At 70.3% G+C, this 20,846-nt stretch carries 14 protein-coding genes; 10 read left to right on the forward strand and 4 right to left on the reverse strand.

Annotation, left to right across the window (positions count from 1 at the left end):
- Nucleotides 1–71 precede the first annotated feature (71 nt).
- On the reverse strand, nucleotides 72–1,304 hold the full coding sequence (locus tag ALLO2_RS13715) for a glycosyltransferase (RefSeq protein WP_023840062.1): 1,233 nt from the start codon (nucleotides 1,302–1,304) through the stop codon (nucleotides 72–74).
- Between the two features lie 299 nt (nucleotides 1,305–1,603).
- On the opposite strand from ALLO2_RS13715, the gene ALLO2_RS13720 reads away from it, so the two are divergent.
- Both ALLO2_RS13720 and ALLO2_RS13725 read left to right on the forward strand, forming a co-directional pair.
- Nucleotides 1,604–2,836, forward strand: a complete 1,233-nt coding sequence (locus ALLO2_RS13720; RefSeq protein WP_070982138.1) for a glycosyltransferase family 2 protein — start codon at nucleotides 1,604–1,606, stop codon at nucleotides 2,834–2,836.
- Between the two features lie 220 nt (nucleotides 2,837–3,056).
- Complete coding sequence (locus ALLO2_RS13725; protein WP_035732556.1) at nucleotides 3,057–3,968, forward strand: glycosyltransferase; 912 nt, start codon at nucleotides 3,057–3,059, stop codon at nucleotides 3,966–3,968.
- 143 nt (nucleotides 3,969–4,111) lie between these two features.
- On the opposite strand, the gene tyrS is transcribed toward ALLO2_RS13725, so the two are convergent.
- Entirely contained in the window at nucleotides 4,112–5,398 is a 1,287-nt protein-coding gene (gene tyrS, locus ALLO2_RS13730; RefSeq protein ID WP_011438320.1) for a tyrosine--tRNA ligase, read from the reverse strand.
- Between the two features lie 47 nt (nucleotides 5,399–5,445).
- Complete coding sequence (locus ALLO2_RS13735) at nucleotides 5,446–6,789, reverse strand: S8 family serine peptidase (RefSeq protein WP_035732511.1); 1,344 nt, start codon at nucleotides 6,787–6,789, stop codon at nucleotides 5,446–5,448.
- Between the two features lie 414 nt (nucleotides 6,790–7,203).
- Between ALLO2_RS13735 and ALLO2_RS13740 the strand changes: the two genes are divergently transcribed.
- The 8 genes from ALLO2_RS13740 to ALLO2_RS13775 all read left to right on the forward strand — a co-directional run bounded on the left by ALLO2_RS13740 (nucleotide 7,204) and on the right by ALLO2_RS13775 (nucleotide 18,683).
- Complete coding sequence (locus ALLO2_RS13740; protein ID WP_023840066.1) at nucleotides 7,204–9,267, forward strand: HAD family hydrolase; 2,064 nt, start codon at nucleotides 7,204–7,206, stop codon at nucleotides 9,265–9,267.
- Nucleotides 9,267–9,503: an acyl carrier protein gene (locus tag ALLO2_RS13745; RefSeq protein ID WP_011438317.1), complete on the forward strand. Its 237-nt coding sequence runs from the start codon at nucleotides 9,267–9,269 to the stop codon at nucleotides 9,501–9,503. Before ALLO2_RS13740 ends, ALLO2_RS13745 begins: the two co-directional genes overlap by 1 nt.
- Nucleotides 9,493–10,206 carry a serine O-acetyltransferase gene (locus ALLO2_RS13750; RefSeq protein ID WP_023840067.1) on the forward strand — a complete coding sequence of 238 codons (714 nt, stop codon included), beginning with the start codon at nucleotides 9,493–9,495 and terminating at the stop codon, nucleotides 10,204–10,206. The genes ALLO2_RS13745 and ALLO2_RS13750 overlap by 11 nt, the downstream gene beginning before the upstream one ends.
- Before the next feature lie 164 nt (nucleotides 10,207–10,370).
- Nucleotides 10,371–11,399, forward strand: coding sequence for an NAD(P)-dependent oxidoreductase (locus tag ALLO2_RS13755; RefSeq protein WP_035732513.1), 1,029 nt, complete (start codon nucleotides 10,371–10,373; stop codon nucleotides 11,397–11,399).
- Nucleotides 11,396–12,025: a dTDP-4-dehydrorhamnose 3,5-epimerase family protein gene (locus tag ALLO2_RS13760; RefSeq protein ID WP_011438314.1), complete on the forward strand. Its 630-nt coding sequence runs from the start codon at nucleotides 11,396–11,398 to the stop codon at nucleotides 12,023–12,025. The genes ALLO2_RS13755 and ALLO2_RS13760 overlap by 4 nt, the downstream gene beginning before the upstream one ends.
- Before the next feature lie 998 nt (nucleotides 12,026–13,023).
- Nucleotides 13,024–14,358, forward strand: a complete 1,335-nt coding sequence (locus tag ALLO2_RS13765; protein ID WP_035732515.1) for a class I SAM-dependent methyltransferase — start codon at nucleotides 13,024–13,026, stop codon at nucleotides 14,356–14,358.
- Between the two features lie 102 nt (nucleotides 14,359–14,460).
- Nucleotides 14,461–16,872 (forward strand): hypothetical protein, encoded by a 2,412-nt coding sequence (locus tag ALLO2_RS27945; protein ID WP_035732560.1) that lies wholly within the window; start codon nucleotides 14,461–14,463, stop codon nucleotides 16,870–16,872.
- 236 nt (nucleotides 16,873–17,108) lie between these two features.
- Entirely contained in the window at nucleotides 17,109–18,683 is a 1,575-nt protein-coding gene (locus tag ALLO2_RS13775; protein WP_035732517.1) for a Wzz/FepE/Etk N-terminal domain-containing protein, read from the forward strand.
- A gap of 335 nt (nucleotides 18,684–19,018) precedes the next feature.
- Here the strand turns inward: ALLO2_RS13775 and ALLO2_RS13780 are convergent, their stop codons facing one another.
- Entirely contained in the window at nucleotides 19,019–20,575 is a 1,557-nt protein-coding gene (locus ALLO2_RS13780; protein ID WP_011438309.1) for a hypothetical protein, read from the reverse strand.
- Nucleotides 20,576–20,846 lie beyond the last annotated feature (271 nt).

The following is a 20,846-nucleotide window of genomic DNA, read 5'->3' on the forward strand; positions in this document are numbered from 1 at the left end:
TGTCTCCCGCCCACCGGTCTTCCGCCCACCGGTCTGCTCCGTCGGCTCGGTGAGGCCCGGCGGGCAGGGACTCAGGCTGGCGTCAGATGTTCCTGGATGCGACCGATGAGCGCCGTGTGGTCGAGTTCCTGTAGCACGTAGGCCTGGCCGGCTGTTCCGATCTCGGCCGCCTTCCAGGGCTGTTCCAGCAGGCTGCAGGCGGCGTCGGCGAAGGCGCCCGCGTCCTCGGCGACGAGGAGGTGGGTACCGGGCGTCCAGCCGAGGCCGCGGCTGCCGGTGGGTGTGCTCACGACCGGCGTTCCCGCCGCCATTGCCTCGATCGCCTTGATGTTCACGCCGGATCCCGAACGCATCGGGTTCACCGACAGGGTGGCGGTGGCGAGGTAACCGGCGACGCTCGGCACGTCGGTGTGCAACTCCACGCCCTCGAAGCCACCGAGCCATGCCGCCAGGCCCTCCTCCGGACGCCGCCCCACCACCTGGAAGGTCGCGTCGGGATGGCGGACCCGGATCGTCGGCCAGCAGCCGCCGAGGAACCAGCGCAGGGCTTCGATGTTGGTCGGGGTGTCCAGCGAGCCGACAAAGATCAGCTTTTTGCCGGCGCTGTCCCGAGGCGCCGGCTTCCGGCCCGGCGGGGCCGGCTCGGTACCGGCCGACCGGGTGCCCGTCGGTGCGGTGAGGGCGCCGACGGGCAGGAACGGCGGCAGGTGGAACGTTGGGATGCTCGCCCGCGTACGCCGCCAGTTGTGGTCTTCCAGCGAGATGTCCGCGATGCAGGTGATGAGCGGAGAGTGGTGCATCGAAAGCTCCGCCAGCCGCAGTTTGTGATACTCCAGCTCGTAGGCGACGGCGCGCGGCCCCGAGCTGTTGCGGGCCAGCACCCGGAAGAACTCCGAGTCGACGTTGTGCGCGCGCACCAGATGCGGCAGCTTCCAGATCCGGGCGACCTCCTCGCCGAGATGCGACGTCCGGCAGCTGTAACTGATCACGGCGTCGGCCCGTGGCGGTGTCGACTCCAGCGCGCGGCGCAACGGACCGACCGGCCGGGATGCGTGCATGAATGGCCGGGCCGTCAGGTGTGCCCGTGGGCTGTCGTCACGAGGCAGCCGGATGACGGCCGAACCCGGCACGGCCTCCTCGTACACGGCGATATCCAGGTTCTCCCGGGAAGGCACCAGGACCTGCATCCGAACGCCGGCCGCGGAAGCCGCGGTGAGGAAGCTGAAGGTCTCCACCCGGCCGCCCGCGTCCGCCGGGAGAAACGGTTCCTCGACAACGACGATCCAGCGTGTGGAGTCGCTCACCGGACAACTGTAACGACCGTGGGGTCGGGTAACGACTGCGGGCTCGGTACTCGCGCGGGGTGTCGCGGACAGTCCCAGGTAGATGACAAGAGTGTCGTGAGGTGAGGTGAGGTGAGGTGAGGGTGGGGTCGAGGTGCGCGCAGGCCCGCCGGGGGTCCATCCGATTCCGCGGGACGACTTTGGCGCGGTGCGGGTGTCACGGCTGCGCGGCGTCATGGCGTCATGGCGTCAATGGCGCCGTACCGCAAAGGACGGAGCCGTTGGTTGTGGCTGACCGGCGGAACGCTACGGTAACCGCCATGACAGGTGTCCGGACCATCGGTCGAGGTGCCGCCGTGGCGGCGCTGGGAGCCACAACCGTTTACGGTCACGTCTTGTATCCGATCTATATCGGATTGCGCAGCCGTGGTCTGGAGTCGACGGCACCGCCGGACCCTGAGATCTGGCCGGGACTGAGCGTGGTCGTCTCCGCCTATCGGGAGTCGGCGGTGATCGGGGCGAAACTGGATGAACTCACCCGCGCGGACTATCCCGGGCCGATGGAGATCATCGTCGTGGCCGACGATCCGGAGACGGCCGAGGCCTCGCGCCGGCCCGGCGTGCGGGTGCTGTCGTCCGGGGAACGCCTCGGCAAGGCGCGGGCGGTCAACCGGGGAGTCGCCGCCGCCACCCACGAGCTCGTGGTGCTCACCGATGCGAACGCTGTGCTCGCGCCCGGTGCCCTGCGGGCAGCCGCCCGTCATTTCACCGACGAGACGGTCGGCGCGGTGGCGGGGGAGAAGCAGGTTGACGATCCCGACGGCGCCCAGGGCTTCTACTGGAAGTTCGAGTCCTGGCTGAAGCGCCGCGAGTCGGCGACCGGGGCGACCATCGGCGTGGTCGGCGAGATGCTGGCCTTCCGCCGCCAGGCGTTTCGGCCCCTGCCCGCGGACGTGGCCGTCGACGATGCCTGGCTGGCTCTCGACATCCTCGAAGGGGGGCTGCGGGTCGTCTACGAACCCGAGGCGTACTCGATCGAGTCGTCGAGCCCGGACTACTCGGCGGAGTGGGAGCGGCGGACCCGGATCGTCGCTGGCAACCTCGACATGCTCTGGCGGCGCCGGGCGGCGCTGGTGCCCGGCGCGCTGCCGGTCACCCCGCAACTGTGGGGCCACCGGCTGGTCCGCTCGTCATTCGGCCCGTTGGCGCAGGTCGTCCTGGTGGGGCTCGCCCTCCCGGCCGCCCGCCGGAGCTGGATTGCCCGGCTGTTCCTGGCCGGCAACGCCGTCGGCGCTGTGAGTACCGCGGCGCTGCTGACCGGGCGCACGCCGCCCGGTCCGACCCGCCTGGTCGCGCAGGTCTTCTTCCTGCAGGCCGTCGCGCTCGGCGGGGTGCGGCGCTTTGTGGCCCGGGACCGGCCCGCCGTCTGGCCCAAGCCGGAGCGGCCGGCCGTGGCCTCCGCGACGTCACCGGCGCCCCCGGGGTCGGTCCTGCCACCGGGGCAGACGACGCCGCCTGGCCCGCCGACCGAGTTGGCCCCGGCCGGCAACTGACCTGCTCCGGCAACTGACCTGCTCCGGCAACTGACGCCGCTGACGCCGGCCGGGACCGGCCTCGACCGGAGAACCCACCGCGGCCCGTCACCGGCTACGCCTATCGAAATNCCNCCCGCCGTGGGGTGGGAATACCGTGTGGCGCGACACCGCAACACCGCACGAGGCGTGGATATCCACCTGAGTGCGCGTCAGCACACGCAGTGAGGAGCGTGCCGCCATGTCCGTCGAGAAGTCCAACCGGTCCAGGTGGCAGTACGAGCTGGTACTGGTCAGTTTTCACAGCCGTGGCCAGCTCGAGCAGCTCTTCGCGACCCTTCCGTTGGACATGCCGGTTGTGATCATCGATAACGCGGAGGGCGTCGACCGCGTTGACGAGCTGATCGCGGACCGGCCCANCAGCCGTTACCTCGACTCCGGTGGCGGCAAGGGATTCGCGAAGGCCGCCAACATGGGCATCCGTTCGTCGCGCTACGAGTACGTGGTGCTCGGCAACCCGGACAGCCGGCCCACCGTGGAGGTCATCGACACGCTGGTCGACGACCTCATCGCCGATCCCGAACTGGTGACCAGCGCGGCCACCATGAAGGGGCACGACGACAAGCCCGAGCTCGGTAACGGCGGCTGGGAGCCGACGCCTCGCCGGGTGCTGCTGCACGTGCTGGGAGCGCACAAGGTGGCGCCGAGCTCGGCGCTGTTCGCCCGGCCGACACCGGGCCGCCCGATGAACCCCGAGTGGCTGACCGGCGCCTGCATGGCCGTCCGTCGGTCCACCTTCCTCGAACTGGGCGCCTTTGATGAGACGTTCTACGTCTACAACGAGGACATGGCGCTCGGCCGGGCGATCCGTGAGGCGGGGCTGCGGCAGAAGCTGCGCACCGATCTGCTGGTACCCCACGGGGCGGGAGGTTCCGGGGCCGGTAAGACATGGATGCTGCAGATGCGCGGTGCGTCCATGGTGCGTTATCTGCGTAAGCACAATGCGCCGGCTCGGGTGAACGTGATGCGCTCGATGCTCGTCGCCGGCTACGCCGGGCGTACGGTGCTCTCTCGGGCCCGGGGCAGGAAGGCAGTGGCCGACGAGCACGCCGCATATATCAAGGGCCTGCTGGTCGGACCGCCGGCCCAGTAGCCGCGCCCGTTCCTCGTTCGTTCCCTGCCTGTTCAGTGGGCTGTTTGTCCGATTCGTCCCTCTGGCCAGGCAGGGAAGTGAACTCGCTGGTCCCGGGCTCGCTGGTCCCGGGCTCGCTGGTCCCGGGCTCGCTGGTCCCGGGCTCAGGTGAAGCGGGCCACCCGCCATTCCCGGCGACCGCGGCGGACCAGGATGACCGAGCCGTGCAGCAGATCCTTGGTCCCGACGGTGGCTTCCACGCCGACCCGTTCCCCGTTCACCAGGACCGCATGGTTGCCCAGGTGCTCGCGCGCATCCCGCTTGCTGCTGGCGAGGCCGGTGGCGATCAGCAGATCGACAACCGGCCAGCCGTCATCCTCGAGCCGGGCGGCCGGCTCCTCGACCGTGGGCACGTCGGCGAAGACGTCGGAGAGCAGATCCGCGCCGATCGCCTTCACGTCCCCGCTGAACAACGCCGCCGACGCCGCCTCGGCCGCGTCCACCGCGGCCTGACCGTGCACCAGTGCGGTGATCTCCCGCGCCAGGTGACGCTGCAACGCCCGCTTACCCGGAGCCTCGGCGTGCTCGGCGAACAGCCGCTCCAGCGGCTCACGGTCGATGAGCGAGAAGAACAGGGCGAACCGGCGTGCCTCGTCGTCGGACAGATTGATCACGAACTGGTACAGGGTGTAGGGCGAGGTACGGTCGGCCGAGAGCCAGACCGCACCCTTCTCCGACTTGCCGAACTTCGTGCCGTCCGAACGCAGCAGCAGCGGGCAGGTCAGCCCGTGTACCTGGGTGCGCAGCACCCGTCGCACGTAGTCGATCCCGGCGACGATGTTGCCCCACTGGTCGGAGGCGCCCATCTGAAGGGTGACCCCGTGGTCCTCGCACAGGCGGCGGAAGTCGTACGCCTGGAGCAGGGAGTAGCTGAACTCGGTGTAGGTCAGGCCGACGTCGGGATCGTCCAGCCGCCGGCGCACCGAGTCACGGCGGACCATCTCGGTGACGGGGAAGTGCTTGCCGACGTCCCGCAAAAACTCGATCATTCCGAGTCCGTCGAGCCAGTCGGCGTTGTCGACGAACTGTGGTAGCTGGCCGGAGTCCAGGGCCCGGGCGAAGACGGACTCCATGATCTCCTGTTGTCCGAGCATGTTCGTCCGTACCTCCTGGGCGGTGAGCAGGCTACGTTCCACCGACTTGCCCGACGGGTCGCCGATCAGACCCGTGCCACCGCCGAACAGGGTGACCGCGCCGATCCCCGCCCGTGCGGCCCGGATCAGCAGGGTCATCGGCAGCAGGTTGCCGATCGTCAGCGAGGGGGCCGTCGGGTCGAAGCCGATGTAGCAGCGCCGCCGTCCGCTGTCGAGGTGCTCCCGCAGCTCGGCGGGATCGGTGCTGTCGTGGAGGAGTCCACGCCAGGACAGCTCGTCCAGGAGCGCGTGTGTCATGGGCCCATGGTAGAAGTGGCGCGCCGGTCCGCAGTGACACCGCGAGATCACCCGGTAGGGGAGCGCGGGCGGACGCGGCTGCCCGCGCGGCCCGGTCCCGCCCGCGTCGCGCGCTGCCAGGCGTACAGCAGATGTGTCACGATCCCGAGCAGGACGCCCAACGAGGCCGCGATCCCGAGCCCGGCGGTCCAGACCAGTGGCGAGGGTTTCGATGAGTCTGGGCCGGCTGCGCCGATCGGACCGGTGTTCGTGAGTGTGGCGCCGGCCCCGTGGGTCGTCGCGTCGCCGGCGGACCCCCGGGCCTGCCCGCCGGGCATGATGCGGCCGGCGGCCGGCGCGGGCCCCCCCACCCCCCAGCGTGTCGGTGCCGACAGCAGCGGATTGCTCCTGACCACCGGCACGGCCCGGGTCAGCGCCGCGACGGGGTCGACGATGCCAAAGCCGAACTCGTCGTCGCGGCCAGGAGAGCCCGCATCCCGCGCGGTGTAGACGAGCCGCTCGATGACGTTGGGTGCGTCCAGGTCCGGCTGGGCGGCCCGGATGAGGGCGACAACGCCCGCGACGATCGCCGCGGAGTTCGAGGTGCCGCCCCCGGTGTCCAGGCCGTCCGGGGAGACCCGGGTCGGGACGGGGGCCCGGATACCGGGGGCCGGCGCGGCGATGACGGCCCGCGGCCCGTGGGCCGATTCCCGCCAGAAACCACCAGCGGCCGTCGATCCGGTCACCGCGACCACCCCCGGGATACTGGCGGGGGNGNTGATCGCGGNGTCGCCGGACTCGACGTTCCCCGCCGAGGCGACCACCACCACGTCGTGCGCGAGGGCGTAGCCGACCGCTTTCTCCTCGTCCGGGGTCGCCGTCCCCGTCGAGCCCAGGGAGAGGTTGATGACGTCGGCACCCAGGTCGACTGCCCGGCGGATGCCGATCGCGACCTCCTCCGAGTTCGCCTCGGCGCCGGTCGAGACGGGCAGGATCTTGGCGGCCGGGGCGATGCCGCGGACCTCGGGCCGGCCGTTGTCGTTGCGACCGGCGATGATGCCCGCCATGGCGGTGCCGTGGCCGTTCGGATCATCGTCGCGCCAACCGTCCCGCGCCGCCCCGGGGCCGATGCCGGTACCGGGAAGCAGCTGACCCCACAACTTGGGTTGGCTGGCGTCGACCCCGCCGTCGATGACGGCCACCACCGTGCCCGCGCCCTGGCTGATCCGGTGCGCCTGGGCGAGTCCCAGGACAGCGTGGTACCACTGCGAGCCTCGGGCGGGCGCGATCGAAGCCGGGCCGGGCCCGGCCGCGTGCGGCGGGACGGCGGCGCCGGCCGGAGCGGTCGTCATCACGAGGCCGACCAGCAGCGCGAGGCCGACCAGCAGGCCGAGCATGGCGCGGTGGTGCATGAGGGGGTCCTGCCTCCGGGGGCTGCCGCTCGGCGGGCGTGGCTGATCGTGTCCGGTTACGCGCCCTGTCTGAGGAAGTTTTCCACATTGCATGGTCTATGCAGACCACTGTTACAAAGCAGATAGCTCGTCCGGATAGCCCGAGGTGGTTTTCCCGGCTTCAGTGCCTTCGACGGCGCAGGAGACGATCGATGCCCAGTGGGGCGTGGCTCTGCCGGGTGACCGCCTCCCCGGTCCCGGTCCCGGTCCCGGTCGACGCGCAACCTCNACCGGACCGGGGCGCGCTCCTCGCGTCCCTGGTTGCCGCCCTGGCCTGATGGTCGCTCCGTCGCCTACCAACACTTACGTGACGGTAGAGTGCCGAGGAACCGCGTATGGGCGCCGCGAAGAGTCGCACCGAGAGGGGCCGCAGCAATGACCGACAGAAGGGACGTCGGCACGGACGTCGGCGAGGGCGTCGCGTCACCGCCGGAACATCCGCGGATCGCCGAGTTGACCGCGCGTGCCGCCACGAGTGAGATCCCGACCGCGGCGCTGTGCCGTGATCTCGCCGTCGCGCACGAGCGGGCCGGCGACGACGCCGGGGCCGTGCGGTGGGCCCTGGCGCTCACCGACGCCGGCAGCGACCTCGGTGCCTGGTCGGCCGCTGCCGGCGTGCTGCGCCGCGTCCTGCCGCGGGTCGCGCCGCTGCCGAGGTCCGCGCGGGTGGCCGTGCTCGGCAGTTACACGACGTCGCAGTTCGCCGCGCTGTTGCCGCTGGCCGCGGCGCGAGCCGGGGTCGCCGTCGAGGTCTACGAATGCGGCTATGGGCAGTACCGCCAGGAGGTCCTGGACCCCGCGAGTGAGCTCTACCGGTTCCGGCCCGACGTCGTCGTGCTCGCGGTGCACGCCGGGGAGACCGCCCTGCCGGCGGTCGCCGACGACCCGGCCGCCGCGGTGGCCACCGAGGTCGAGCGTTGGACGTCGCTGTGGGACATGATCATAAATCGGTGCGGGGCCCGGATCGTCCAGCACACCTTCGCCATCCCCGGCGAGGTCGCGCTCGGCCATCTGGCGTTGCGGGTTCCCGGCTCCCGGCCGGCGATGCTCGCGCGGGTCAACGCCGAACTCGGCCGGGTGTCCGGCGAGCGGGGCGACGGGGTCGCCTTCGTCGACTGCGAGCGGCTCGCCGCCGACGTGGGCAAGCGTGCCTGGTTCGACGCGCGGTACTGGCACCGGTCCAAGCAGGCGGTGTCGCTCGCGCAGGTGCCGCTGCTGGCCCGGCACACCGCCGCGGTGATCGGGGCTCAGCTGGGAACGAGCCGGAAGTGCCTGGTCCTCGACCTCGACAACACTCTGTGGGGCGGCGTGCTCGGGGAGGAGGGCCTGGCCGGCATCGCGCTCGGCGATGGCGCTGTCGGGGAGGCGTTCGCCGCGTTCCAGACGTACGTCGCCGAGTTGAAGGCCCGCGGGGTCGTGCTCGCCGTCTGTTCCAAGAACAACGACGCCGACGCCCGGGAGGCGTTCGAGCGTCATCCGGGGATGCGGCTCGGCCTCGATGACATCGCGGTGTTCAGCGCCTGCTGGGACGACAAGCCGACGCAGATCCGCCGGATCGCCGCCGCGCTCGGCCTCGGCCTCGACGCGCTGGTCTTCGTTGACGACAACCCGGCCGAACGCGAGGTCGTCCGCCAACTCGTTCCCGAGGTGGACGTCGTGGCGCTGCCCGCCGATCCGCACGGCTACGTCCGGGCGCTGGCGGACTATCCCTTCTTCGAGGCCAGCGCCCTCACGGCCGAGGACGCCGCGCGCACCGCCGCGTACCGGGCCCGGGCCGAGACGGCTGCCGCCGCCGCGGCGGCGACCTCGCTGGAGGATTTCCACCGCGGGCTGGACATGACCGCTACCGTGGTCCCGCTCGACGACATGACCCTGCCGCGGGTCGCCCAGTTGGTCGGCAAGACCAACCAGTTCAACCTGACCGGTCGCCGCCGGGGCGCCGCCGAGATCGAGCGGCTGGCCGCCGATCCCGGCACGGCGGTGTTCTGCGTCCGGCTCGCCGACCGGTTCGCCGACCACGGGCTGGTCGCCGTGGTCATCGCGGTGGAGTCGGCGGACGCGCTGGACATCGACACCTGGCTGATGAGCTGCCGGGTGATCGGCCGGACCCTCGAGGACGAGGTGGCCGCGCTTGTTCTCGCCGAGGCCCGCCGCCGCGGCCTCGCCCGCGTGACCGGGCACTACCGGCCGTCGGCGAAGAACGTTCTGGTGGCCGGCCTCTACGAACGGCTCGGTTTCGAGCGGGTCGACCCGGCGCCGGCCACGACCCCGGCGGCGGAGACGACGTGCTGGAGCCGTGATGCGCGGTCGCCGTACCTGCCGCCTGGGCTCATCCGGGTCGTCGTGGCCGAGCCGTCCGGCGTCGTGGCCGGGCTGTCTCCCCAGGTGTTCCCCCAGCCGCGGCCACAGGACCGCAAGATGGAAGAGGTGCCTCGCTGATGGTGCAGGAGCGACTACAGCAGATCTTCCGGGAGATCTTCAGTGACGACGACCTCGTCATCAGCGACGGAATGACCGCCGCCGATGTACCGGGGTGGGACTCGCTCGCGCATATCAACCTCATCTACGCGGTCGAACGCGAGTTCTCGATCCAGATCGCCGATGAACGGCTCGCGAGTTTCGCCACCGTCGGTGACCTGCGCGAGCACATCGAGGAGCTGAGTGGTGTCCACTGAGATCGAGCGTGTCAACGGCCCCGGCCCCGGTGCCCCTCTCGGGTCCGGCGGGTCCGCCGGACCCGACTCCGCAGGGAGCGACTCCGCAGGGAGCGGCGCCGTCCGAGCCGATCAGCCCGCAGCCGCCCCGTCCCCCCGGGTAGCCGAGACGGACGGCGACCAGGACACCCGGGATGCCTCCGACCTCGGGCTGTGGGAGATCCTGCGGGAGGACTGGCGCCGGCACTACAAATCGTTCGCCCACCCGGGGCTGCACGTGCTCGCCGTCTATCGCATCGGGCAGTGGCGGCGCACCCGCAGCCAGCCCGTCCGCGGGATCGTGACCGTCTTCTACAAGGTGGTCAACAAATTGGTCATCCGTAACCTGTACGGGGCCGAGCTCGACGAGCAGGCGCGGATCGGCCGCCGGGTCCACATCGGCCATCACCAGACGATCCTCATCCCGCCGCACTGCGTGATCGGGGACGACTGCACCCTGCGGCACAACTTGACCATCGGCTACGCGAGCGGTACGGCGGGCCCGCGGGACGTGCCGAAGGTCGGCAAGCGGGTCGAGCTCGCCCCCGGGGTCCACCTCATCGGGGCGATCAGCATCGGCGACGACGCCAGGATCGGTCCGGGCTCGATCGTGATGACGGACGTGCCGGCGGGCTCGACCGTCTTCGCCGCTCCCGCGCGGGTGATGCGCCCACCGGGGCGTTGAGACCGTCCGGGTGACGCGCCCGCCGGCGCGCTGAGACTGCCGACGCGCCACTGCGGGATGTCGGCGACCGGCTCGTGGGATCGACTCGGTACGGTTTGAGGCCGGAACACTGGTGTCCGATTGGACCCGACCTGTGCCGTTGCCGAGATGGGGAGGACTCGCGGATGAAGGTGCTCGTGACGGGCACGGAGGGGTATCTGGGGTGCCTGCTCGCGCCCGAGCTGCTGCGTGATGGCCATGAGGTCATCGGCGTGGACACCGGCTACTACAAGTACGGCTGGCTGTACCGCGGCGTCGACCGGACCCCGTTGACCCTTGACAAGGACCTTCGCCATCTCACGGTCGAGGACTTCGCGGGGGTCGACGCCGTCGTGCACATGGCGGAGCTGTCCAACGACCCGCTCGGCGCGCTCGCCCCGGACGTGACGTACAAGGTGAACCACGTCGGCTCGGTCCGGCTGGCGAAGCTGGCCAAGCAGGCCGGCGTCGAACGGTTCGTCTACATGTCCTCCTGCAGCGTCTACGGCGTCGCGACCGGTGTGGACGTCACCGAGGCCTCGCCGGTGAACCCGCAGACCCCCTACGCCGAGTGCAAGGTCTACGTGGAGCGTGACGTCGCCCCGCTGGCGGACGACACCTTCTCGCCGACCTTCCTGCGCAACGCCACCGCCTACGGTGCCTCCCCGCGGCAGCGTTTCGACATCGTGCTCAACAACCTGGCCGGGGTGGCCTGGACTACCGGCGAGATCGCGATGACCTCGGATGGCACCCCGTGGCGCCCGCTGGTCCACGGGCTCGATATCGCGAAGGCGATCCGCCTGGTGCTGACCGCACCGCGCGACATCGTGCACAACCAGATCTTCAACGTCGGCGACAGCGAGCAGAATTACCAGGTGAAGGAGATCGCGGACGCGGTCGCCACGGTGTTCACCGGCTGCACGCTGAGCTTCGGTGACAACGGCGGTGACAATCGCAGCTACCNGGTGTCGTTCGACAAGATCGCCTCCACCCTGCCCGGCTTCTCCTGTGACTGGAACGCGCTCAGGGGCGCCCAGCAGCTGCACGACGTCTTCACCCGTATCCAGCTCGACAACGAGACGTTCACCGGCCGCGGGCACACCCGGCTCAAGCAGCTTCAGTACCTGATCCGCACCGGCCAGCTCGACGCCGACCTGTTCTGGGCCCACTCGTGATCATTACGCCGACGCCGATCGCCGGGGTGATGATCGTCGATGTCGAGCCGTTCCCCGATGCCCGCGGCATGTTCGCGCGCACGTTCTGTGCCGACGAGTTCGCCGCCGCGGGGCTCACGGTCGACGTCGCCCAGTGCAGCGTGGCCTACAACGCCTCCGCGGGCACCGTCCGCGGGATGCACTGGGCGGGGGAGCCGGTGCGGGAGACCAAGCTGGTGCGCTGCACCCGCGGCGCCCTGCTCGACGTCGTCGTCGATCCCCGCCCGGACTCGCCGACCTATCTGCGGCACGTGGCGGTGGAGCTCTCGGCCGACAACCATCGGGCGCTGTTCATCGACGCGGGCCTGGCGCACGGGTACCAGACGCTCGTCGACTCCACCGAGGCGACCTATCAGATGAACGTCCCGTTCACGCCGGGACACGACCGTGGGCTGCGCTTCGACGACCCGCGACTGGGCATCGTCTGGCCGCTGCCCGTCTCGGTGATCTCCGACAAGGACCGTGCGTGGCCGCTGCTGGCCGGCGATGGCCCGGCCGGACCATCCGGCGACGCCGCGCCACCCGGCCCTCCCGGCATCCAACGTGATGTAGCTCACGCATCCGGCGGGGTCGGCGCGACGGCCTGAATCCGTCGTCCCCGGTTCGGTCGACCGCCGGGCCTCCGCTCCACCAGTGAAAATCAATGCTGGCAGGGAAAAGTGGGCGGGTGTGGGGTGTTGCCCACGAACGGGGGCGGGTGCTGGAGGGCATCCCACGTCTTGCCAGCTGGACAACCAGGCGCGGACGTGAGGGTTGGATTACCGGGGTTTCCCCCGACCGGCTGAACGAGGCCGTCGGTCGACAGTCGGTCGACCGACGGCCGACAATGCCTGCAACGCCGCGGATACCCGCCGGGCGGGACGGCTGGCGGGGCCGGCTCGGCGGCGTCGGGGGGNGGNGCCACGGCTTCCTCTCGGCGAGATGTGTATAAGAGACAGCGACAATGCCTGCAACGCCGCGGATACCCGCCGGGCGGGACGGCTGGCGGGGCCGGCTCGGCGGCGTCGGGGGGTGGTGCCACGGCTTCCTCTCGGCGACTGTGGGTCACGTGGGGGGTGGTGCCCACCGGCTAGCATGACCCGGCGTGCGCAGAACCCATGACCGCCGATCTTCGCCGGAAAATCATCGGGCTGCCGTCAGCGGTGCCGGCGGTGGCATCTCGCCGACGGCTGTCTCTTATACACATCACCCGGCGTGCGCAGAACCCATGACCGCCGATCTTCGCCGGAAAATCATCGGGCTGCCGTCAGCGGTGCCGGCGGTGGCATCTCGCCGACGGAAACGAGCGCTCGTCCGGCGGTCGCCGCTGCGGCGGTGGGTGGCGGGTGTCCGGCCGATGACCGGTGCCCGCATGCCCGGTGCCCGCGCTCTCCTTCCTGCCTTCGCCGGCGATCGCCCGGCGGCGTGGCGGGCCCGTCCCGGCTTCACGAAGATCATGTCGTTCGCGGGACCGTCACATCCTTCTGGTCGGATGTGCGGTCATCATGTCGTTCGGCCTCTCGTTCGGCCTCGCGGCCGACTGGCACAGCCATTCCCGTCCACCAGATCGTGAAGATCGATGTCGACACCTCACCTAGGGGAACGCATGTCATCCGCAACCCCGGCCCAGCGCGGTAGTGGCNCCGCCGAGGCCGACGCGACCCAGAAGCAGGCGACCCAGAAGCAGGATGCNCCCGGCGGCATCGCCACGGCGGTAATCGCCTGCCGGTCCTGCGGCGGACCGGCCCCGCGCCTGTTCCTCTCCCTGGGGTCCACCCCCATCGCCAACCGCCTGGTGCGCGCCGACGCCCTCGACGCGACCGATCCGTCGTTCCCGCTTGAGGTCGGCTTCTGCGAGGCCTGCGCACTCGTCCAGCTCACCCACGAGCTGCCGGCGTCCGAGATCTTCGACGAGGACTATCCCTACTTCTCCTCGTTCTCCGACATGCTCGTCCGCCACGCGGAGAAGCACGTGATCGACCTGATCGCGAGCCGCAACCTCGGGCCGGACAGCCTGGTGGTCGAGGTCGCCAGCAACGACGGCTACCTGCTGAAGGCGTTCGTCGAGCGGGGCATCCCGGTCCTCGGGATCGAGCCGACCCCGGGCCCGGCCGCGGCCGCCCGGGAGGCGGGCGTGCCGACCCGCGAGGAGTTCTTCGGCGCGGAGCTCGCCCGTCAGCTCGTCGCGGAGGGTCGCAAGGCCGATGTGATCATAGCGAACAACGTGATGGCCCACGTCCCGGACCTCAACAGCTTCGTCGAGGGCTTCTCGATCCTGCTCGCCGACGGCGGCCTCGTCGACGTCGAGAACCCCGGGGTCGGCGCGTTGCTGGCCCACACCGAGTTCGACACGGTCTACCACGAGCACTTCTGCTACTTCTCCACGATCGCGGTCGACGCCCTGATGCGCCGGCACGGCCTCGCGCTCGTCGGCGTCCAGGAGTTCCCCGAGCTGCACGGCGGCACCCTGCGGTGGAGCATGCAGCACACCGCCACCGCGGACCCGGCCGAGTCGGTGGCGGCGGTGCTCGACGCCGAGCGGGCCGCCGGGCTCGACACGTTCGACCGGTACGCCAGCTTCGGCGACGACGTCCGCGCCGTGCAGGACGAGCTGGTGGCGTTGCTGCNCTCGCTGCGCGCCGACGGTAGGACCATCGCCGCCTACGGCGCGGCGGCTAAGGGAGCGACCCTGCTGAACTCCAGCGGCATCGGTACCGACCTGCTCGATTTCGTCGTCGACCGCAACATCCACAAGCAGGGCCGGTACCTGCCCGGCGCCCGGTTGCCGATCCTCGATCCTGCCGTCCTGCTGGAGCGGCAGCCCGACTACCTGCTGCTGCTGGCGTGGAACGTGAAGAAGGAGATCATCGCCCAGCAGGCCGAGTACGCCGCGCGCGGTGGCTCCTTCATCGTGCCGGTTCCCCGGCCCGTAGTGCTGTAGGCAACCCATCGTGGTCTCAGGCCGTCGTTATTTCCGTCCGCGGTTGTGCGGACCCTGCTCGCTGGGCCGGCTGAGCCGGTCGGGCTGGTCGAGAGAGCGGGTATGACGGACATCGACGTGGACCTGAGAGCCACGGGTGGGGAGGACGACTCCCCACCCGAGGGTTCCCCTGACGAGACCCGGTACGTGCCACGATCCCAGCGTCCCGCGCGGGCGACCGGGCAGCGTCCCGGAGAGCGGACCGAACGTCTCGGCGAAGGGTTCGAACGCCGTGGCGGCCGCCGACCCGGCGAGGTTTTCGAGGTGTCCACGGGGCCGATCCGCCCGCAGCCCGCTCCGGCGCCGGCGCCGCGGCCGGAATCCGGGGCGGGCGAGCAGACCATCAAGGTCTCTGGACTGCCGTTGATCCGCCGCCCGCCCCCGGGTACCGTGCGGACCGGCCCGGTGCGGCCCCACGGCGATCCGTCGGAGCAACGGCCCACCGCTTCCCCGGGCGAGATCTCCGTGAGCCGGGTGCCAACGGCCGGGAAGGCGGGAGACGGGAAGGCGGGAGAACCGTCGGGCGAGGCCGGGGGAAGACCGCCAGTCGACCCGGTCCGCCCCGCGGGGCCGGTGTCCGGGCGGTCCGGGCCCGCGATCCAGCCGCCCGACGTCGTCACCGCCACGATGGACCTGAGCGCGCTGCAACGCCGGCTGCGGGCGGAGAAGACCGAGCTCCTCCGGCGGGTCGAGGGGCAGACTCCCCGGCATCGCCGCTCGGACCGGCGGGCGCGTCGAACCGACGAGACCGATCCGGAGAGCACACAGATCTTTCCGCGGCCGCCCCCCGCCGGGCGTGGCGGCCGATTTCCCGGGGCGGGCACCGCGCGGTCCCGCGGTCGACGAAGGCCCGCCGCGACGGGCGGCGGCGAGCGGGCCGCCGCGGCCGCGTCCTTCGGGCCGGGGCCCGGTAACGGGGCCGACGGCCTGGTGGACGATCTGACCGGCGACGAGGGTCCGGGCCGCGAGGGTCCGGGCCGCGAGGGTTCCGGCGGCCGTGGCGGAGCCAGGTCGAAGGCGATCTGGACGCTGGCGGACCAGGCCGTCTCCAGTGCGACGAACGCCGCGGTCTCGTTCCTGATCGCCCATCAGGTCAGCGACGTCGAGTACGGCGCGTTCGGTATTGCGTACACGTTGTTCTCCATCGTCATCGGCCTGGTCCGCGCCGGAAGCTGCATGCCGCTGAGCATGTTCTACTCGGGTGCCACTCGGAGCGACTTCCGGGCGGCGGCCACCGCCACCACCGGCTCGTCGTTCGTCTTCGGTGTGGCCGTGGGAATCGCGTTCGTCGGTCCGGGTCTGCTCCTCGGCGGCCCGGTCGGGTCGTCGTTGTCGGCGATGGGCCTCGTGCTGCCCGGCCTGCTGCTGCAGGATGCGTGGCGCTATGTCTTCTTCGCGATGGGGAAGCCCTTCGGCGCCTTCGTCAACGACACCGTCTGGGCGGTCGTCCAGATTTTCGGGATCTTCCTGCTCATCCNCCGCGGTGTGACCGCATCCCCGCCGCTGCTGCTCGCCTGGGGGGCCTCGGCTCTCGTCGCGGCCCTGCTGGGGATAGCCCAGGCCGGCTTCTGGCCGTCGCCCGGCGAGACCCTTCGATGGCTCCGCAGGAACAAGTCGAACTCCGCCTATCTGGCGGCGGAGTTCATCACCGTCCAGGGCGCGATGCAGACCTCGCTGCTGGTGATCGGAGCGGTGGGTTCGCTGGCGACGGTGGGCGCCCTGCAAGGTGCGCGCACGCTGCTCGGCCCGACCACGGTGGTCGGGGTGGGGGTCGTGAGCTTCGCGTTGCCGGAGTTCTCCAAGCGGNCCTCCATGACCCGCCACGCCCGGGAGCGCGCCGCCTACGCTCTCTCGGCCCTCGTCCTCGCCATCGGCACGGCGTGGAGCCTGATCTTCTACCTCCTTCCGGAACGTTACGGCCAGGCGTTGTTGGGCGACTCGTGGGACGGCGTCAGGAACATCCTGGGGCTGTCGATTCTGCACTATCTGGCCGCGTCGGTCCCGGTCGGACCGGCCTGCATGGTCTACGCACTCGGAAAAGCCAAGATCACATTTCGGGTCAATGCGGTCTTTGCGCCGATGTTGTTTGGTTTTCCTATCATTGGGTTGCTTGTCGGGGAGGCGCGGGGTGCGGTCGTCGGCTATAACATTGCTTTCTGGTCCATTGCGCCGGTGTGGTTTGTGCTGCTCCGTCGACTCGCTCGGGAGCACGACGCGGAGCAGGCCGCGCTGCGGGCGGCGCGGGGCGGCTCCGGGCCTGACCCCGCCCCGGCGGGGCCGGGANGACGAGAGCTGCCGCGCCCGCGCCGGGCCGGGATGAGCGACGCACGTCGGTCGAGACGGTCGAACGCTGGCGAATCTGACCATCGAATGGATCCCGTGGATGATGTCGAGGGTATGGATGTCGCTCCGGAGCACGGCCCTCGCCGGCCTGGTCGCGGAACCGGATCGCGGCGTGGTGGGCGGGGCACCTGAGCATCCGCGCGGCGTCAGTCATAGCTATAGACCGTTTACTATCCGCTATCGGCTATGCTCACAAATCGGTTCCGTCAGATCTAGACCGTGGTCCGGCAAACGGGCCGGATGCTCCTGTGGGGGGCCACATTGAGTTCGCTTCATGTCCCGCTGGAGGAGTCGTTGCGTCGTCTCACCGGCACTCCGATCCGGGTACGGGCCCGGTCCGCTCGTTCCGAGTCCGTGGCGGGTGCGTCATGAGTCGCAACGTGCAGGCGGGCAACGAGACCAGCCGGGCTCCCTCCGCCCCGTCCCTGCTTCGTATCCTCCAGCCACGGCTGCTGGTTGTCGCCATCGTCGTGGTCGTCTTCGCGGCTCTGGCGGCCGCCTACTCCAAGACGCAGACGGCGACCTATCGGTCGAGTGCCCGGGTCTTCCTCTCGACGGACTCGGGTACGCTCGGCGCCAACTCGGTCGACGCGACCCGCTTCGTGCAGACCCAGGCGCAGTTCGCCCAGTCCTCGGCGGCCGTCGCGGAGATCGCGAAGGAACTCAAGCTGCCCGAGCTGGACGTCGCCGCCCGGCTCAGTACCTCGCCGTCCGACGAGGGCTACTTCTTCGTCATCAAGGGGACGGGCCCGAGCCAGCAGGCGGCGGACGCGCTGGTCAAGTCGGCCGAGGATGCCTACAGCAAGCTTTTGACGACCTATGGCCCCAACAGCCAGGCGAATATCAGCGCCATGATCAAACTTCGTGACGGGCTGGTGGCGGAGCAGGCCGCTGCGGGCCAGGGAGCCGGTATTGCCGGGAGCGTCGACAACACCGTCCGCAACACGCAGATCGCGAACCTCAACACGCAGATCGCCACCGCCCGTACCGCCTCCGCGCTGGCGAGCGCGTCGATCAAACTGGCCGAGCCACCCGTCGCCGAAGGCCAGAGCGGGCCGAACCTGTTCCGTAACACGCTGGTCGCTGCGATCGTCGGGTTGCTCGGTTCGATCGCGGCGATTTGGATCATGTATCAGCGCCGGCCCACCATCCTCGACCCGCACAACCCATCCGACACCCTGGGCGTGCCGCTGATCGCCGTCCTGGAGCCGGGACGGACCACCGCCAGCGCGGCCGAGACCCTGGTCTCGGCGATGTCCGCGGTGATGTCCCCGACGAGCAAGGTGATCGCGTTCNCCCCGGCGTCGCGAGGGGACCTGACCGCCGATCTCGTCGCCTCCGTGGCCGCCGCATGGTCCGATGATCAGGGCGTCGTCCTGATCCTGGACACCTCGCCGTCGTCCGAGGTGCGGGGAGTTCTTGAGGGACTGCCCCGGGCGACCTCCGGGGAGCTGCCTCGCTGGGCGCACGAGCCGACCTGCCTGGCACGCTCGTCCGGCACCGGACGGGGGCACATCCTCTACAACCGCGTGTCGCCGGCCCGGGCCGCCCGGCCCGGTGGCCTCGCCCCGATCCTCGCCGACCGGGCGCCGGTCGTCGACCTCGTCATCCTCGTCACCTCGGCGCTGGCCGAGCTGCCGATGACCGCGGCCTCCGCCATCCAGGCCGACGCCGTCGTGGTCATCACCTCCACCGAAACCAGCCTCAAGGAGCTTGAGCAGGTGCCGCGGGACTGGCCGGCGCTCGNCGAGCGAGTCGTGGGCGTCGTGCACGACGGCCGGACCGGCATCCGCCGGGCCGTCGCGGCGGCCCCGGAGCGTCGTTCGTCGGTCGACACCATCACCTCCAATTCCCCGGTGGGGGACTCGGCCGCGGTGAGCAAGCGGGGCGGCGGCGTGGACTCGGAGGCCACCGACCGCTACGCTCGCCCCGGCAAGCGTTAGAGAGCCCGTAGCCGCGAGGGTCCGGGACCCCGAGGTTCCCTGGATTCCAGGCGTCGCAACGCCGGTATGACGAGCCGGGCGGTCAGCGTAATCTGACCGCCCGGCTCCTTCGTTGTACCGGCTTCTTGTCGCGGCTTCTTGTCGTATCTCCGGTCCCTGGGTCTGGTCCCGGCGCCCGGTCCCAGTTCCGGCCATCGCGATGGCCCTACCTGCCAAGATGAGGCGAGAGGCGAGAGGCGAGAGGCGAGACGAGCACGGGCAGGGATGGCGGTATGGGCGGATGGCGCCATCCGTGCGCTGTGGTGCGTGCGGTCGCGCGCCTGCTGCGCGCTGGGTCAGATCGAGGCGAAGGACCGGCCCGGTGCGGGAGCCGGTGGGATCCGCGGTGACGGCGCTCCCGGATCCCTCTGGAGCCTGACGGTCTCCTCGGGGGTAACCGTGAACCAGGTGACGAGCAGGAGGCCGAGCCCGGTGACAACCGGGGCCAGCAGGCCTCCGGACAGCACGCTATAGAAGATCAACACCGACCCGGAGAGCACGAACGACTGCGAGCCGCGTACGAACATCGCCACCACCAGACCGATGAACGCGGTGGTCCCGACGACGCCGTACTCGAGGATCAGCTTGGGCAGGAGGGCGTAGTTCAGCGGCAGTCCGGTGCGGTAGAAGAACGCGGCCGCGTCCCGGTCGGCGAACCCGGGCCCCGAGCCGAACGCCACCGTCATCGGGTCGCTGCCGAGCGCGTCCCAGGTCCGCTGGTACGGCTGGACGAAGCGCAGGCTGCCGCTGGACGTCGATGAGGATGTCTCCGTAGCACGCGCGGCGAAGATGCTCGATGCCGGGGTGAAGCTGATGATCAGCGCCACGAGGCTCACTCCGAGCAGGGCGGTGAGCGCGAATCGGGCGCCCTTGTGAACGGCCAGCAGGACGCCTGCGCAGGCCAGCAGGAGCAGACCTGTGCCGGAAACGGTGCTCAGGATGGCCAGCACAAACATGATCATGCGCCACCAGCCGCCGTTGCGCAGTGTGCAGACCACGATACCGAAGCCGAGGAACTGTGAGCAGAATGACGCCTCGAGGCAGATGAAGGCGTTCGACTTGTACAACGACGAGCCGTACTGCACGGGGTAGGACGTGTTGAACCCATGCATCAGGAACTGCGACGGCACGATGTCCTTGACGACGTCGGTGTACGGAACGCCGACGAGCTGAATGGCGAACTGGAACAGCGCGAGACCGGCGAGTACCGTGATCATGATCAGAAAACGGTCCAGCAGCCGGGGCAGGAGAGCGCGGGCGTCCGCGCCGCGCAGGCCGAGGACGAACGGCACGTACGTCGCCAGCAGCAGCAGCAATGAGGTGAAGGACGTGTCGTCCTTCTCGCGGAGGAAGCAGACGAGTGCCGAGGCCGAACATGCCGTCATCGCGACGAGGTAGGTGGTCACCCGGCTGGAGTTGTACGTCAGACCTCCGCGGCGCAGCATCAAGGCCGCGCAGACATAGGTGATCGGCAGGATTACCTGGACCTGTGAACCGCCCACCGGGAAAGCGATCCGTTGCAGGAAGATCTCGCAGAAGAGCAGGATCGTCAGCATCCGGAAGGTGGCGTCGTTGACCGACTTCCCGCTGCCGGCCTCCTGGGTCGGGATCACCCACGACCGTGGAATCCTGGTCGTGAGCGTGGTGGTGACCACTGGTTCCCGTCCCCCCCGTTCCTGGTCAGTGGGCTCCCGGGCGCCGCGTCCGGCGACGGGGGTCCGGCGATGGAAGCCCATCCGCACGTCGGCAGGTCGGCTAGCTGGCGCTACGGGCGGACGGCGTGGGCGATTCAGTCTATCCGGGGCCCTCGTGCCGTCTCGCAAGGTGGTCTCCGTGCCGTTTCCGGAGCGCATGGTTGCGTCTCCGTCACGCCTTGCAGCCAGCTGCTGGGGGGCTCTTCGAACCCGGCACGGGCGATGAATAATAGCGGTCGTCAGGCTTGACCGCCATCGGTTCGTATCCGTGCAGATCTGGATTCCGGCGGGGCGGGGCGGACACATGCCCTCGGCCACCCGGGACCCGGACGCTACACCGCTGACCTGCTCCGCCGCGGCCGCGGAGGCCGGTTCGTCCTGGTCCTGGATCTTGCTTCCGGATCTTGGTTCCGGTCCCGGGGTTCCGGTC

Origin of the sequence: Frankia sp. Allo2, from assembly GCF_000733325.1 — a bacterium.
GTDB lineage: Bacteria > Actinomycetota > Actinomycetes > Frankiales > Frankiaceae > Frankia > Frankia casuarinae.